Raw genomic sequence first — 15803 nt, forward strand, 5'->3', positions numbered from 1 at the left:
ATGGTTGTTTTGTACAAAGTGCACAGGAACCATTTTGAGTTCTAGTAACACCAAGTAACTGTTTATCTTAAAAAAATAAACATTAAATGAGGTGTTTACCGCAGATCGCTACCTGTTTTTATAAGTTGGGAAAACATATAAAAACAATATAGGGGATGGTCAGCTTGAACAATAATGTCTCTTTATAAAAAACACTCTATGAAAAATGAGGTGTTTATCAAAGAACACTCCTATTGAACGTACCTTTTGAAGCAATTCCCCTTCGAGAGGGCAGGATTCCATGCGGATCCTGCCTTTTTCTTTTTGGAGTTTGTATGGTAAAATAATACAAACCAATTAGAAGGGATCGTGTATGTAATGAGCGATTGTATTTTTTGTAAAATTGTTAATGGAGAAATTCCATCCGCAAAAGTTTTTGAGAATGAGCATGTATTAGCCTTTTTGGATATTACACAGGTAACAAAAGGACATACATTAGTTATTCCGAAAATACATAAGGAAAACTTATTTGAACTAACTCCAGAAATTGCCAGGAACCTTTTTGAAGTGGTCCCTGCCATTGCGAATGCCTTAAAAAAAGAATTTGAACCGATTGGATTAAATACTCTAAATAATAATGGTGAACATGCCGGTCAATCCGTATTTCATTTTCATATGCATTTACTTCCGCGTTATGGAAAAGGGGACGGATTTGGAGCTATATGGAAAAGTAATCAAAGTGAATATACTTTCCAAATGTTAGAAGAAATGGCTGCAAATATTAACAATCAAGTGTAAAACTGATGTATTTTTAATTGTCTGAAAATTATATCTTTATTATTATTATATAATTATGTTATAATGAAAGCAGGTTTTTCGCTGCAGGCAACTAGAGCACTGCAGGAGGAACAAATAGATTAGTATAGCAGAGGAGAGAAGAGAAATGAATACGAAGAACATTGTAATTTTAGCCCTATTAGCGGGGATTGGGGTGGTCTTGCATACGGTAATGCCAAGTTTTCTTGGAATTAAACCTGACATGATGCTTGCTATGATGTTTTTAGGAATAATCCTTATTCCTGAGATAAAGAGTGTCTTGCTCTTGTCTATTGTGACCGGAGTATTGTCTGCATTAACAACTGGATTTCCAGGTGGACAAATTCCAAATATCATTGATAAGCCCATCACTGCTTTGGTCTTCCTCGGTTTATTTTTATCCTTAAAAAAATACCGAAACTCTATTGTAAGTGTTGCCGTCTTAACTGCGGTTGGAACTGCTGTTTCAGGGACAATCTTTTTAACATCAGCATTCTATCTTGTAGGCTTACCTATGTCTTTTACCGCACTATTTGCAGCAGGTGTTTTGCCGGCCATTGCACTCAATACCGTTACAATGGTTATTTTGTATCCAGTAGCTCAATCAATTGTTAAGCGAACTAAATTAACAACACCTTCCGTCATTCAAAAATAATGAACGGGATCCTTTTTAAGAAAAGAACCCAGAGGGGTTCTTTTCTTAATATACTTTCTATAAAAAATAGGTGATCATTACAGCAATTACCAGACAAATCCCTCCACCTCCAGCTAATGCAAATGTTCTTTTCTTTAATATTTGTTTAGGTGGATATACACCGGGGCTTGTTAATCTTAAAAAATATTTAATTGCTCCTAATAAAAGGATCGCACCAAAAATAAAAAAAAGGGTTGCAGCAAGCTTCATCTATCTTATCCCCCTATTTAGTTTCAAAAATTCGACCATTTGTTGTAACTATTTATATGTTTAGGCGTCCATTCCTATGAACAAGGTCTATAAGTTAAAAAAAGGGATGAATGGGAACTTTTCTTTAAATAAATTTCTAGAGTGAATTTTCTAAATGTTGCTATTTTTCGGTGGATCTAGTCAAAAAATATGATTCTTTTCAAGAATATGCATATTTTTTTAAAATTCAATAGGATATTATTCGAATTTTTAAAAATTTTGTGAATTTATACTTTATTAATTTTTACTTTATTGGCATAATGAAAATAGAGAAATATAAAGTGGGTGAAAATGGGGATGACTGAAAAACAATATTCAATGAAGGAAGCGATGATTTTTACTCAGAGAGTTGCACAATTAAGTAAAGCCTTGTGGAAATCGATTGAGAAAGATTGGCAGCAATGGATAAAGCCTTTTGATTTAAATATTAATGAACATCATATTCTATGGATTGCTTACCATTTAAATGGGGCTTCTATATCGGATGTGGCCAAGTTCGGGGTTATGCATGTTTCAACAGCATTTAACTTTTCGAAAAAGTTAGAAGAACGAGGTTTGCTTCAATTTTCAAAAAAGGAAAATGACAAACGTAATACTTATATCCAGCTTACTGAAAAGGGTGAAGAGATTTTACTTCAACTAATGGAAACCTATGAGCCTAATGGCAATGCTGTATTTTCTGGTGCTTTGCCGCTTCGTGACTTATACGGCAAGTTTCCAGAGATTGTTGAAATGATGGCGATCGTCCGTAACATTTATGGGGAAGATTTCATGGAAATCTTTGAACGTTCATTTCATAATATTGAAAGTAGGTTTGTTGAAGAAGATGGTAAGCTAAGAAAATCAAAAAATACTGAACAAGAACTCGTTTAATATTGTATTATAAGTACTTTACCATCTCTTGAAAAAGAGGTAAGTAAAGCTTTTGCGTTAAACACGCGTTAATTACTTCTCTTATATTTAGCGTAGATGGTAATGATACAGATAATTCATGAAAAAGCGGATGGAAGTAAACATATCCCTCCGCTTTTTGTTCTTCCATTTTTAGGTTCATTTTTTCACATAAAGAATAAAACTTCTCTATTTCCTGTTCGGTAATCCCATTTTCAATTATTAGTTTATATAATTCAAGCTTGGGATCATTAAGCAATTTTAATAATAGCTTTTGATGATATTCAAGCAAGTTTATTCTTTCCAGTAATTCATATTCATTCATCCTATGCCCTCTTTTCAGAACTTTAACATTTTTATATGTTTATTATTAACCTTTTAAAACATTGGGTAAACCATTTTTAATAATAACAGGTAAAATTATTAATTAGTAGTTCCAGACAGAATATAAATGGTTAAAGCATCCATTAAGAGCCTAACATTCTTCCATTCTTTTTGACTATCTTTTTTGGGTGATTTTTGATATTGTATTAATCATAACACGAACATCAGGGAGGGAATCATTGATGATCTCCATTTTTATTGTCTTCGCTATTTTTATCTTGTTTTATGTAAATAAAATGACCAATTCACTCTGTATCCAAAAAGAAATTCCTGAAGAAAGCCAACATAAGGTGTTTCGTACCATTAATATCCTAATTACGATTCTTCTGATCTCTTCATATTTGGAAATTTTATATACATAATCCAATTAGAACTCTTAGCGAACGAAGGGATTTGTATTCATTAAAAATAGAAGCGATGAGAGCATTTCTCATCGCTTTTAGTTTGGTACTTTATTAATAAACCCAAGAAGCTCCAATGATAATTAATAAAATGAATAGGACAACCACTAAGGCAAATCCTCCACCGTAACCTGCTCCACCAGACATATATTTACCTCCATTCATAAATGTTTAATTTGGTCTTACCAAATCCAAGAAGCCCCGACAATAATTAATAGTATGAAAAGTACTACAATTAGAGCAAAGCCCGCTCCATATCCATGGCTCATCGTAATACCTCCTTTTTCATTTACTACGATATACTATTCAAACCGTATTCATTTCGTTTAGGCACTTCCCACTTTTTTTGAAATGATTTTTAGGTTGCCTTTTTTATAAATTTCAAAAAATAAACATCGTTATAATTTTTGCAGTAGTTCCCATTTATGTTATAGTAGAGTTTGTGGACAAGAATTTACTGTTTAGGAGAGATTTCATCATGAAAAAATGGTTATTAGCCCTTTCATTGGCTGGTGGAGTACTTGCATTAACTGCATGTAATCAAAGCGGATCTGATACAGTGGCAGAGAGCAAAGTTGGTAACGTTACGCAAGAAGAACTTTACAACACAATGAAGGATAAATACGGGGACCAAGCCCTTCAGCAGCTTGTATATGAAAAAGTTCTATCTAAGAAATACAAGGTTACTGATAAGGAATTAAATGCGAAAATCGACCAATTAAAAACAGATCTTGGTGCAAATTTTGAATCTACGCTTGCACAATATGGTTATAAAAGCGAAGATGACTTGAAGAAAACGATGAAGCTCGGCATGATGCAGGAAAAAGCTGCGATGAAAGGCGTTAAGGTAACTGAAAAGGAATTAAAGGATTACTACGCTACTTATCAACCTGAAATAAAGGCTCGTCATATCCTTGTTGCTGATGAAAAAACAGCAAATGAAGTGAAGAAAAAGCTTGATGGTGGAGCGAAATTTGAAGATATGGCAAAACAGTATTCAACAGATGAAGGCTCTAAAGCAAACGGCGGGGACTTAGGTTGGTTTGGAACTGGAAAGATGGATCCTGACTTCGAAAAAGCTGCATATGCTTTAAAAGTCAATGAAATTAGTGCTCCAGTAAAATCACAATTTGGTTATCATATTATCCAATTAACTGACAAAAAAGAGAAAAAACCATACGCAGAAATGAAGGACGAAATTGAAACACAAGTAAAATCTTCTAAATTAACCACTGAAGAAATTAATAAAGCTATGGAACGTGAACTTAAAGCTGCAGATGTAAAGGTTAGTGATAAAGACTTAAAAGACGCACTTAACCCACAAACAGGAGCAGCAACTGCTGCACAATAAGAAATGAAAAAAGCGGAACGCCTCCTATGGGCGCTTCCGCTTTTCTTATTCACCAGTTGCCTTAAGTTCTTCTTTAAGTTCTTCCTTCAATTCCTTTTCTCTCTCCAGGCGTTTCATATAGATCTCGCCTTCCTGCTCAATGTTTTCCATTTCCATTAGTCGCTCTTCTCTTCCTGTTTTCAGTGCCATTAGTGCACTCACTACAATACCAACCACAACAGCATATACCCAAATAGGAATAGTCAATTTTTCTTGCTCCTTTCTTAGTGGTTGTCCACCTTTACTAAATGATATTCCCTTAAAATGAAATTATTCATATTACCTTTTAAAGCAAAAAAAATAACCCAAAAGAGGGTTATTTTATTTATGAAAAACTGGCTTATAAAAGGAACGATTATCCAAGGCGAAAATTCGCTCGGTAAATTCACCTGGCTTCACTCTTTCTAATGCACGGTCAAGCATATTCATTTTTGCATCAAGATTATCGATATAATGTAAAATCTCAGCTTCTTTAATCATTGGCGGTTTTGGACTGCCCCATTCTGCTTTTCCATGATGACTTAGAACAAGATGTTGGAGAATAAGGACTTCTTCCCCAGAAATACCGAGTTCTTCAGCTGCTTTGCCTATTTCATTAATCATAATCGTAATATGCCCAAGCAGATTCCCTTCAATCGTGTAGACCGTCGAAATGGGACCGGATAGTTCCAATACTTTACCCATATCATGTAAAATAACCCCTGCATAGAGTAAATCCTTGTCAAGGCTTGGATAAAGCATGGCAATTGATTTGGCCAGATCAAGCATACTCACAACATGATATGCAAGTCCTGACACAAACTCATGATGATTTTTAGTTGCTGCTGGAAACTCTAAAAAAGCCTCCTGGTGCTTCTTAATTAAATGTCGTGTAATTCTTTGGATATTAGGATTTTTCATTTCAAAAATATACTGAGTGAGTTTGCCTGACATTTCTTCTTGGCTTAGTGGAGCGGTCTCTAAGAAGTCATCCAATTTTACGTCATCTGACGGCCCAGTACGGCGAATTTGACGGATTTTAAGTTGACTTTTCCCTCGATAACTATGCACATCACCTTGTATTTTTACAATGCTTTGTGGTGCATAACTCTTTCCATCCTCTTCATTAACATCCCAAAGCTTTGCTTCTATTTCCCCACTTTTATCTTGGAGAATTAGTGTTAAAAAAGGTTTGCCATTACTTGCAATTCCTTTAGTAGAACTTTTTATTAATAAAAAAAGTTCCACCTGTTCCCCTACTTCATGCTTTAATATTCCTTTACCCATAATTTCACGTCCTTTCCACTAGTAAGAGTATAACATATCCAATTATCACTCTATGAAATTATCTGAACAGCACCTTTTTCTAAAAAAAGAACATTTTCCCTTGGGAAATGTGGAAGCAAATGTTTATGACAAGTGAAAAATAATAGTTGATTTCGCTCCAGCCCTTTTAGTAGTTCTATCACTTTTTCTGTTCTATTTGCATCAAAATTTACAAAACTATCATCAATAATAATTGGGAGCAGATGTTTCTCATATAACGTAACTGCAAAGGCAAGTCGTATGGCTACGTATAATTGTTCGGTTGTCGCTTGGCTTAGTTCATTTGCTTCAAATATAGTACGATCCTTGCGCTCAACTAAAAAACCCGATCCTGTGTCCTGTAAGTGAATCCTATGATAGTTGCCATCAGTGAGAAACAATAAATATTCCTCTGCTTTGGAGAGCATCATTGGTAAATGAATATTTTTATACTTTTCAATCGTATCTGAGAGGATCTCTTGTGCTAAACAATAGACGGACCACTCTTTCGCTGCCTCTTCCAATTCAAATTTTTTCTGCTTGTAGTGATGGAGAATATCTGAATAAATGCCCCCCTCTTCTAGGACTTGAATTTCATATTTAGTGGAAGCTTGTTCTTCCAGAATTTTTTTTAATTTTGCTTGTAATAATTGGACCTCCTGATTACATTCAGTCAGTAATTCATCACTAGGTCGCATTTGGAGGAAGTTTTCCCGTTCCTGTTCAGAGAGAATCGAATATTGTAGTTGGCTCTGCAATGATTCTAATCTTTCAGTCAGCTTTACTTTCTTTTCTGCCTTTGCCCCAAGTTCATAAAATTGGTGCTCCGTTTCCACCTGTGCAGAAGAGATAAGTTTTTTATATTCTGATTGCAGATGAGTCAACTCCTGAGACTTTTGCCTTAAATCAGCTTCAAGGTCGGTAAGCTTAGCTAGTCTCTCTTGACTCGTTATTAGCTTGCCATGTTCTTCTTTCAACTTGTTTCGCAATACATAGGCAGCATTATACAAATCTAAACCTTTTTCATTTAAATAAAGCTTCTCAAAATGATGGAGACTCTTTATTATTTTTTCCTGCTGCTGATTTATTTGCTCAATTCTTGAATGTAATTGTTTTTTCGCTCTATAAATCAACTTATAGTGTTCAATTAGTTCAAATGCTTCTAGTAAAAAGGAATTTGCAATATATTCAGGAATCCTTAATTCATTGCTAATGGATAACAGCTTTTCTTTATTTTGAGCTGACTCCAATTCCCATTGTTCAAATTTTGCAATGACCTTTTCATATTGAGCTTGCTGCTGCTTTAACTTCATTTTTACTATTTGCAGTTCTTCTTTCCTCTGGTTATCAAGCTCTAACTGCTCCTCAAAATTTGTTATTTCGATATATTCAGCTGAGTGGAGTATTTTCGTTAACTCTTTTTCCTTTTCTCGTAAACCGTTTAATGTTTGATTTAAGTCTACTTCCTTCGATTGCTTCTTCCTTTTAGTCATAAAAATGGCTATTAAACTACACCCTAGTAAACCTAAAGTAACTAAAAACCATTGCTTTGAAAGTATGCCATAAAGTGTAACTGCAGCTAGAATAAACTCAAAAAGATATAACTGATGTTTCTTCTGCTTCTCTTGCTTGACTGAAGCTACTTTATCTCGTTCATTTACCTGATGGTAGAATTCTATTTTATCTTGTAAGGCCCTTAGTTCTCCTTCTATGCTCTTCTTATCATTTCCCGAAGTTAACTTCTCTTCAAGCCGCAACCGTTCCTGTACAGTTAGAACATGTCTCTCTGTTAGTCGGACCTCTTTTTCTATTTCTTCTAAATTGCCTTTTTCTTCTTGATATTGATTTTCTAATTCTTCCTTTACTTCTTCTAGCCTTTGAACTTTCCGAGAAACTACATCAACTTGGTTTTTCATATAAATATTTGTATTAATAGAAAAGATATTTTCCTCATTTAAATTTAAATGAAGCTTTTCTTTAGTTATAGAAAGCTCTTCTTCAATAGCTAAAAGTTTCGTTTCGCATTTCAGTTTCTCCTGCTTTAATTGCTCATAGAGCGGGACTTGGTCAAGCAAGGAAAGAAGAGCCGGCTCGTTTTTTAGAAAAGAATGGTCTGGCTGAATCATCGCTATTTCTTTTTTTAAAATTCCAATTCTTTCGGTCATACTGTTAATCTCTGCACGATAAGGATGGATGAGTTGATTTATGTTTTCGACCCGTTCAATACCACGTGCCGGAAACCCAATCTCTCCTAGTTCCTTTAGCTCCTTCGATGTCCACTTTTCATCCTTGACGGTGGATTCGATCCTTTTCCATTCATTTAGTTTTTCAATCATTGCCCCAAGCTCCTGTATAGACCTGTTTATTCCGGTTAGTTCTTCCTGGAGCATCTCTTTTTTTTCTACTAGATTTGAATAATTTTTATTTTTTGCTTCTGCTATTTTCAATTCTTCATTGATTTCATGAAGTGCTTGTAACTTTTCATTTAATAAAGGTTTCTTTCCTGAAGGCTTAAAGCGCGCGTCTAACTCTTTTTGCAGGAAACCTTCTGTTTTTGACAACCTTTCAGTTCCTAATGTTCCAGCGGAAAATAGGAATTTCCCTATCTCTTCACTTTTCATTTGATGGATATTTTGCAAACCATGCAAATTAAAAGAAAAAATAGCTTGAAATAAGCTTTTATCAAAGTTTCCAGTTAATTCTTTAAGTAATTCCTCGCCGCCCATCCTACCATTGTCCAAAGCGACCTTGACATCGCCGGCAGCTTTTCCTTTAACACGTTCAATCACAGCCCCGCCGTGACTTTCATGATAAATTCTAATTTTTCCTCCGTATTTGGTACTATGTTTTGGCTCATATCGGAGCACTAATGATTGTTGTTTTGTAGGAAAACCGAATAGGATACCATGGATAAAGGCCATAATTGTGGACTTACCAGCTTCATTTTCTCCATAGAAAACTTGAAAATCGTGAAGGTTGGTAATTTGGACATTCTCTAATTGGCCATACCCGTATATGTGTAGTTCGAGGATTTTCAAATCTCCCTCACACCTTCCCTAAGCTTGATAAAGTAATTGTATAAGCAACTTCTCTGCTTTTCCGACTAGTTCTTTTTGCTCTGCAGCCGTAAACTGAGCTAAATATTTTCTCCCTAAATGGTGTTCGTACAATGGAGCCAAAGCATGCTCCACATCGTCATAATGGTCAATGGTTTCAAAGAGCTCTGCATAAAAATTAGCGTCCCTTTTCATTTGTTCTTTATCTATTTGCTGACTAACTGTGATGGTTAAGTCGACAACCCAAACAAATGATTCCTCATCTTTTTCATCCTCTAAGAGAAGCTCTAAAAGTTCGGCATCGACGCTTCTTTTTTCCCGTTCATCGTCTAATTGAATATTTTTCAAAACAAGAGATAATAGCGTCCCCTTCTGTTCCTTCCTTACACTATTGATTTGAGTTTGGCATAATTGTAATAGTTCATGAAAACTTCTGGCTGAAGATCCATCAACCACTGCTTCTTCCCAAATAATATCAGCTGTTTCTAAAAAGGTCATTTTCAGATCAAGTTCGGTTAACGATACATGATAAATTCCTTTTACTCCTGTTTCTTTCTTATTTCTACCTTGGATATTGCCTGGATAAATGATCGGCGGTTTATCAGATAGGATCGTTCTTTTATGGATATGGCCCAATGCCCAATAATCAAAATCTTTTCGAAGCAAATCACTAACTGTAAATGGAGCATAGTTATCATGCTCAACCCCAGAACTCTCATTTCCATGAAGAATTCCGATATGGAAGTCGGCTCCTTCTTTCTTTATATAATCATCTATTCTTCTATCATAGACATGTCTCGTTGGATAACTAAAGCCATATAGATGGATGATTTCTCCGCTCTTTGTATGTAAAACTTTGGTTCCTACCTCATTATTAAAAACATGTACATTTGGTGGCATGTCGAGGTGAACCCAGGACCCGTTTAAATGATCATGATTACCATGGACGATATAAACAGGAATTTCTTTTTCTGCAAGCTTAAGCATCTCGGTCCGAAAGCGGGATTGTGCCCGCAAGCTGCGGTCCTCACCATCGAACAAATCCCCTGCTAATATAACGAAGTCGACCTGATGGTAAATCGCAGCTGCCGTAACCTTTTTTAAGGCTGTAAACGTACTTTCTTTCACTCGTAAAAAGATATTATGAGGCAAATACTTTAATCCAACCATCGGGCTGTCCAAATGCAGATCAGCTGCATGAATAAACGTTATCTTTTTCATAAAAAATTCCTTTCCTCATCTTTTCTCCATTGTAGCACCTCTGAAATACGAATGCACGTTCTTGTTAATAGTAGGATGAAAAAATAAAGAGCTTTTACCTGGGGTAAAAGCTAAAACTTTTACCCTAGGTAAAAACTCAAGTTCACCTTTATTCTTTCTTAGTTAACTGTAATGCTTTTTTAATATCTTTAAAGGAGTTTGACTGTCCATACATTAAGACTCCGCCACGATATACGCGAGCCCCAAATATCGCTAAGAAAATAATAGTTGTTACCAGGATAGCTATTCCTAATAGAGCCTCCCAGACCGGAATTGTCAACATTCCAACACGCAGAAACATGATCATTGGTGTAAAGAACGGTATATAAGATGTTATCGTGATGAACGGTGCATCAGGCTTTCCCAAGCCAAACATAGCAATCATAAATCCAGCAACAACGAGCATGGTCATTGGCGTAATCATTTGCTGAACATCTTCAATTCTGCTGACAAGTGACCCGAGAAATGCTGCAAGTGTGGCATAAAGAAAATAGCCTAGAATAAAGAAAATGACCGCATACACGATCGTATCTCCAGGGATATCACCAAAACCATATACACCAAAAAAACCTTCTTTTAAGGATTCCATATTCTGTTTAAACGAGAAATAGCCTACAGAGAGAAATACAGCAAGTTGTGTCAGGCTTAAAAGACCTATTCCGATTATTTTTGCAAACATTTGCTTAATCGGTGAGACACTTGATATTAAGATTTCCATTACCCTTGAAGATTTTTCTGTCGCAACTTCCATCGCAATCATATTTGCATACATAATAACTGAAAAATAAATGATAAATAGCAGGACGTAGACAAGACCCCTTGCTTGATTTAATTCCTCCTCTGTTTTTGCGTTCTTCTCAAGGGCAATTTTCTCAAAAGAAACGGGTTCATAAAGCTTTTGAAGCTGGACGGGTGTCAGATTGATATGAGAAGCTGCGAGCATTGTTTTTAATTGCTGGAGGCTCGTTTGAAGATCAGTAAACAAGGCTGAATCAGCCATACTCATGGCTTTAAATTGTGCTTCTGGCAGTTTTTCATCATTGAAACTGAGCAGAAGAATTCCTTGATAATCTCCCTTTTCTACCGCTTTTTCAGCTTCAGCTTCACTGCCCTCGTAAAGAGACAGTTTAATATTTTTATTAATTGATCTAACTTGTTTTTCCAATGGTTTGTATAATTGTCCTGTTTCATCTAAAACAACAACCATTTCTTTCCCATCATTTTTATCAAATATATCAATGATATTTGATAAGTTAGTTAAGACTAAGACGATTACAACTGTTAAAAGGGTTGTGATGATAAAGGATTTTGTTTTTAATTTGTTTATATAAGTATGGAACAAAATAATCCAAAAACTATTCATAAGAGTCACCTACTTTCTCAATAAAAATATCATTTAAAGAAGGCTCTTCAAGAGCAAATTTCCGAATAAACCCTTGATTTACTATCTCTTTAAGAATTTTTTCGGCTATGTACTCTCCTTCAATTTGTAGATGAATTCCTTCCATAGTAGGTTTTGACTTAACAACTCCAGGATAACTTTTTAAGGAATCTAACGAAAAATCAGCATGAATAACCAAGTTCTTTTTACCAAACGACCGCTTTATTTCTTTTAATGAACCATGGACCACTGGACTTCCTTTGTGTAAAATGCAAAGATGCTCACACATTTCTTCTACATGTTCCATCCGGTGACTCGAAAACACGATGGTTGCTCCACTTTCTTTTAAGGATAAAACTGATTCCTTCAGCATTTCCACATTTACCGGGTCAAGCCCGCTAAATGGCTCATCGAGAATTAATAATTTCGGTTTATGTACGACAGCAGCAATGAATTGAATTTTCTGTTGGTTCCCCTTGGAAAGTTCTTCGACTTTTTTATTCTCATACTCTTGAATTTTAAATCGCTCAAGCCATGACCTTAATTCTGCAAGTGCCTCCGTCTTTCGCATCCCTCTTAATCTTGCTAAATAGACAATTTGGTCACGGACTTTTAGTTTTGGATACAAGCCTCGCTCCTCCGGAAGATAGCCGACTAAGTGACTCGAAGAATAATCAATCGGCTTCCCGTCCCATGTAATCTTTCCACCGCTAGAATCGAGTAGACCTAAGATCATACGGAATGTCGTTGTTTTTCCTGCTCCATTTGCCCCTAAAAAGCCAAACATTTCTTTCTCGGGTATTTCTAAAGATAAATCGTCAACAGCAGCAAAATCTCCAAACCTTTTCGTGACATGTTCAAGTATCAGACCCATTTCACACACTCCTCTCCATTTAATTACGAATATTACACAAAATTGTTTCACTTTCTTTTTGCACTTTTTTTTTAATTATGTGAAAATATTAAGTAACATTAGTTTATTAAGGGGTTGGTGGAATGAAGACTTATAAATTAACAGCATTTGAAACCAATGGAGAAAAGATTTTAGACGAATCTATTCAGGCTGAACATGATGAGGCTGCAAAAGAATTAGCCGAAAAGATGTTAACTGAAAAAAACTTATTAGAATGTACACATCGCTGCACCTCGCCAAGTGGAAAATTATTACTGTTTCATTCTTAAAATGGCTAAAAAACAAAGAAGCCGGGTGGCTTCTTTGTTTACTTTCCTATAAATCTAGGTGGCCTTTTTTCAATAAATGCTCGAATTCCTTCTTGGTGGTCAATCGTTTCACGCATTTTTTGTTGGGAGAGTTTTTCTAATTCTAATATTTTTAGTAAATATGGACGATTCATGTCTGCCAATATTTTTTTTGTTTTTATCATTGCTTGAACCGGTTTGCTTAACCAATCTGCGATTCTAGCATCTAATGTCTCCTGAAGCGTTCCAGTGGCTACCTCTTCAATTAACCCCAACTCCAATGCCTCAGCAGCATTCATCATTTTACCGTCCCAGATTACGTGTTTCGCTTTTGCTTCTCCTAATTTTTTCTCTAAAAAGAAATGGGCACCTCCATCAGGAATCAAACCAATTCCAATAAAATTCATTGCAAACTTACTAGTCTTTTCGGCAATGATATGGTCTGTAGCTAATGCTAGGCTGAATCCCAAGCCTGCTGCTGCCCCTGATACAGCGCTAATCGTTAATTTCGGCATACTATAAAGAGTAATAATAAGCTCACTAATGCTATCCATGACTGGATAAAATTCATTTTCATTCATGCTAGAAATCATTGTTTTAATATCACCGCCGGCTGAAAAGGCTCTACCTTTTCCGGTTATTACAACAATATCAATTTCATCGGATTCACTGATTTCTTTAAGCTTGCAGACAAGCCCCCTAATCATATCTGGATCCATTGCGTTTAAAGCTTCGGGTCTATTCATTTCTAATGTTGCAACACGGCCAGCAATCTTCACATGCACCTTATCGGTAATAAAATTTATCGACATGCCCAACCCTCCCATCCTCTTTCATCAATTCCATTATATAGGGAATTGATGGGATAAATAAATAAAAGTTTTTAAAATATAGTGAATTTTCTATTACCTAATCTTTTTCTTATCACAGTCAAAAAGGCAAAGGAATACCCACTGAAAGTTAAATCAATACAGTGGAAATTATTTAGATAATAGTTCAAACAAAAAAAGATATCAACGGCTCTGCCACTGATATCTTTCTGGGATTATTTTTTGATAATGTTCATCCTTCTTAAAAACTCAATTGGCTGCTGCTTTCTAAAATGTTCTTTGACCATATATGCAACACCATGTTCATTCTCTGATCTGGTAACCCAATCGGATGCTCTCTTTACTTCGAAATCGGCATTCCACATTGATACTCCTAGACCTACGGCTTCAAGCAATGGAATATCATCTAGACCATCACCGATATAGACCATTTCTTTTCGATGGATTCCAAGTTGGCTCGCTAGGTAGGATAACCCTGATAACTTTGAAACACCCACGGGTACAATATCTAACCGTAACGAGTCAAGCTCAATCAATTCAATCTCTGTAAACATTTTTCTAAGCGCCTTTTTGGCATCTTGAAGGTCACTCTCTTCTTCAAAATATACTTCAATCTTAGGCGGGCTCACTGGTTGGTCATGTAAATATTCCGATAGTGATGAAACAAATTGCTGTGAATAGAAGACTGGATCTCCTGAGGTAAAAACGGTTTTAGCCAACAAATTATTATTTATCTTTAATTTATTTGCTAATGAAAATTGTTCGTGGACTAGACGAATTTGACAGGGCAGGGCCTCTAAAAAGCTTACTGTATCGTAGGTTATATCTTCATTTATCCTTTTCACATAAATTGGTTTGTCCTCTGAACTGGCAATAAAAGCGCCTTGATGAGTGATTAATGGTGATTTTATTTTTAAGGCCTTCGCTACTTTCCTTGTAGAAGGAAAACTCCTTGATGTAACGAGTGTGACATATATCCCTTTTTGTTGAACATATTCGATTGCTTCTTTTGTTGATTTATGAATTTTTCCATTTGTTTGAAGAAGTGTGCCATCAATATTTAAAGCAAGCAAGCGATAAATCATTACGTTGCCCCCTGTTCTTGGTGAATTAGCCTTTATATCACTTTTATGATTTTTTAGGCATTTATAGAACAGAAAAGCGGAAGCTTTACCTTACAGGCATATTGACCAAAGCATAGTCGTTAGGTATGGGTGAAATTATTAATTGATTGTCCCTGCTAACTGGCCTGTTGATTTCCGCTCCGGGCACTCGCTTTCCGCGGGGAGGTCCTGGAGCCTCCTCGGCGTTTTGGCGCCTCCGGGGTCTCCCGTGACCTCTCTGTCCCGCAGGAGTCGAGTGCCCTCCACTCCAATCAACAGGGAGACAAATTAACCTAAAGCATTGCAACATTCTTTTTCTAGCCCAACTAAATCTTCTGATATAAGTTCATCAATAGACACAAATTCATATTCACTTTGGCAAAACTATTTTGGCTTAAACATTGATTTCACACTTATTCTTTATATTCTTTGGCTGTTTTAGAAGATAATGTTGTTATAAATCAATGATCAGATAATTAAAAAGGATATTTTGTGTAAAATTACACTTCAACATTTGAACATTCATGATATATTATTCGTCTTTTTCCTTCAATGAGCGAATATTGGGTTTCAATGAGCGAATAATGAGCTTTTATGAGCGAATCTCGTGTTTTATGAGCGAGTTTAAGAAGCAACATTCTTTTAGAAAAGAGCGTATTTTTTAGATGAGTTGAAGAGCTTAAATTGAATACTACACCGTTGATTGGAGCGGAAGGCGCGCAGACTCCTGCGGGAGTACGGGGCAGGGGAGACCCCGCAGGAGCAAAGCGACGAGGAGGCTCCCCGGCACGCCCGCGGAAAGCGAAGCGCCTGGAGCGCAAATCAACAGACTAGTTGAAAATCCTATATATTATTATTATTATAAATTAACGCGGTGAATTATTA

General features: G+C 35.8%; 18 protein-coding genes. 6 read left to right on the forward strand and 12 right to left on the reverse strand.

Going from position 1 to position 15803, the window contains the following annotated elements; translation table 11 throughout:
• The first annotated feature begins 357 nt into the window (after positions 1-357).
• The gene (locus J7E67_RS12035) at positions 358-777 is read left to right on the forward strand and encodes an HIT family protein (RefSeq protein WP_214732007.1); all 420 of its coding nucleotides are present in this window, start codon (positions 358-360) and stop codon (positions 775-777) included.
• A 145-nt stretch (positions 778-922) separates the two neighbouring features.
• On the forward strand, positions 923-1450 hold the full coding sequence (locus J7E67_RS12040; RefSeq protein ID WP_088086002.1) for a tryptophan transporter: 528 nt from the start codon (positions 923-925) through the stop codon (positions 1448-1450).
• A 57-nt stretch (positions 1451-1507) separates the two neighbouring features.
• On the opposite strand, the gene yhzF is transcribed toward J7E67_RS12040, so the two are convergent.
• Complete coding sequence (yhzF, locus tag J7E67_RS12045) at positions 1508-1699, reverse strand: membrane protein YhzF (protein ID WP_168242423.1); 192 nt, start codon at positions 1697-1699, stop codon at positions 1508-1510.
• 336 nt (positions 1700-2035) lie between these two features.
• On the opposite strand from yhzF, the gene J7E67_RS12050 reads away from it, so the two are divergent.
• A complete protein-coding gene (locus tag J7E67_RS12050; protein ID WP_214732009.1) occupies positions 2036-2611 on the forward strand; it encodes an HTH-type transcriptional regulator Hpr in 576 nt (191 codons plus the stop codon).
• 7 nt (positions 2612-2618) lie between these two features.
• On the opposite strand, the gene J7E67_RS12055 is transcribed toward J7E67_RS12050, so the two are convergent.
• Positions 2619-2954 carry a DUF1878 family protein gene (locus tag J7E67_RS12055; RefSeq protein WP_214713236.1) on the reverse strand — a complete coding sequence of 112 codons (336 nt, stop codon included), beginning with the start codon at positions 2952-2954 and terminating at the stop codon, positions 2619-2621.
• 241 nt (positions 2955-3195) lie between these two features.
• Here J7E67_RS12055 and J7E67_RS12060 point away from each other — a divergent pair, with 241 nt between their 5' ends.
• Positions 3196-3375, forward strand: coding sequence for a hypothetical protein (locus J7E67_RS12060; RefSeq protein WP_214713367.1), 180 nt, complete (start codon positions 3196-3198; stop codon positions 3373-3375).
• Positions 3376-3468: 93 nt separating this feature from the next.
• Here J7E67_RS12060 and J7E67_RS12065 read toward each other — a convergent pair whose 3' ends face one another.
• Both J7E67_RS12065 and J7E67_RS12070 read right to left on the reverse strand, forming a co-directional pair.
• Positions 3469-3561 (reverse strand): YjcZ family sporulation protein, encoded by a 93-nt coding sequence (locus J7E67_RS12065; protein ID WP_066251949.1) that lies wholly within the window; start codon positions 3559-3561, stop codon positions 3469-3471.
• A gap of 35 nt (positions 3562-3596) precedes the next feature.
• Positions 3597-3683, reverse strand: coding sequence for a YjcZ family sporulation protein (locus tag J7E67_RS12070; protein ID WP_214713368.1), 87 nt, complete (start codon positions 3681-3683; stop codon positions 3597-3599).
• Between the two features lie 209 nt (positions 3684-3892).
• Between J7E67_RS12070 and J7E67_RS12075 the strand changes: the two genes are divergently transcribed.
• The gene (locus tag J7E67_RS12075) at positions 3893-4765 is read left to right on the forward strand and encodes a peptidylprolyl isomerase (protein WP_214713237.1); all 873 of its coding nucleotides are present in this window, start codon (positions 3893-3895) and stop codon (positions 4763-4765) included.
• A 45-nt stretch (positions 4766-4810) separates the two neighbouring features.
• On the opposite strand, the gene J7E67_RS12080 is transcribed toward J7E67_RS12075, so the two are convergent.
• From J7E67_RS12080 to J7E67_RS12105, 6 genes are all read right to left on the reverse strand, one after another.
• Positions 4811-5011, reverse strand: coding sequence for a sporulation YhaL family protein (locus J7E67_RS12080; RefSeq protein WP_168242420.1), 201 nt, complete (start codon positions 5009-5011; stop codon positions 4811-4813).
• A 114-nt stretch (positions 5012-5125) separates the two neighbouring features.
• Entirely contained in the window at positions 5126-6070 is a 945-nt protein-coding gene (gene yhaM / locus J7E67_RS12085) for a 3'-5' exoribonuclease YhaM (protein WP_214732011.1), read from the reverse strand.
• Positions 6071-6120: 50 nt separating this feature from the next.
• Positions 6121-9126 carry an AAA family ATPase gene (locus tag J7E67_RS12090; RefSeq protein ID WP_214732012.1) on the reverse strand — a complete coding sequence of 1002 codons (3006 nt, stop codon included), beginning with the start codon at positions 9124-9126 and terminating at the stop codon, positions 6121-6123.
• Positions 9127-9144: 18 nt separating this feature from the next.
• Positions 9145-10365, reverse strand: coding sequence for a metallophosphoesterase family protein (locus J7E67_RS12095; protein WP_214732015.1), 1221 nt, complete (start codon positions 10363-10365; stop codon positions 9145-9147).
• 148 nt (positions 10366-10513) lie between these two features.
• Positions 10514-11767 carry an ABC transporter permease gene (locus J7E67_RS12100; RefSeq protein ID WP_214713240.1) on the reverse strand — a complete coding sequence of 418 codons (1254 nt, stop codon included), beginning with the start codon at positions 11765-11767 and terminating at the stop codon, positions 10514-10516.
• A complete protein-coding gene (locus J7E67_RS12105; protein WP_214713241.1) occupies positions 11760-12659 on the reverse strand; it encodes an ABC transporter ATP-binding protein in 900 nt (299 codons plus the stop codon). The genes J7E67_RS12100 and J7E67_RS12105 overlap by 8 nt, the downstream gene beginning before the upstream one ends.
• A gap of 122 nt (positions 12660-12781) precedes the next feature.
• On the opposite strand from J7E67_RS12105, the gene J7E67_RS12110 reads away from it, so the two are divergent.
• The gene (locus J7E67_RS12110; RefSeq protein WP_214713242.1) at positions 12782-12967 is read left to right on the forward strand and encodes a YhzD family protein; all 186 of its coding nucleotides are present in this window, start codon (positions 12782-12784) and stop codon (positions 12965-12967) included.
• Positions 12968-13005: 38 nt separating this feature from the next.
• On the opposite strand, the gene J7E67_RS12115 is transcribed toward J7E67_RS12110, so the two are convergent.
• Entirely contained in the window at positions 13006-13797 is a 792-nt protein-coding gene (locus tag J7E67_RS12115) for an enoyl-CoA hydratase (protein WP_214713243.1), read from the reverse strand.
• A 233-nt stretch (positions 13798-14030) separates the two neighbouring features.
• Positions 14031-14900: a Cof-type HAD-IIB family hydrolase gene (locus J7E67_RS12120; protein ID WP_214713244.1), complete on the reverse strand. Its 870-nt coding sequence runs from the start codon at positions 14898-14900 to the stop codon at positions 14031-14033.
• Positions 14901-15803 lie beyond the last annotated feature (903 nt).

The organism is Bacillus sp. ISL-46, from assembly GCF_018613205.1.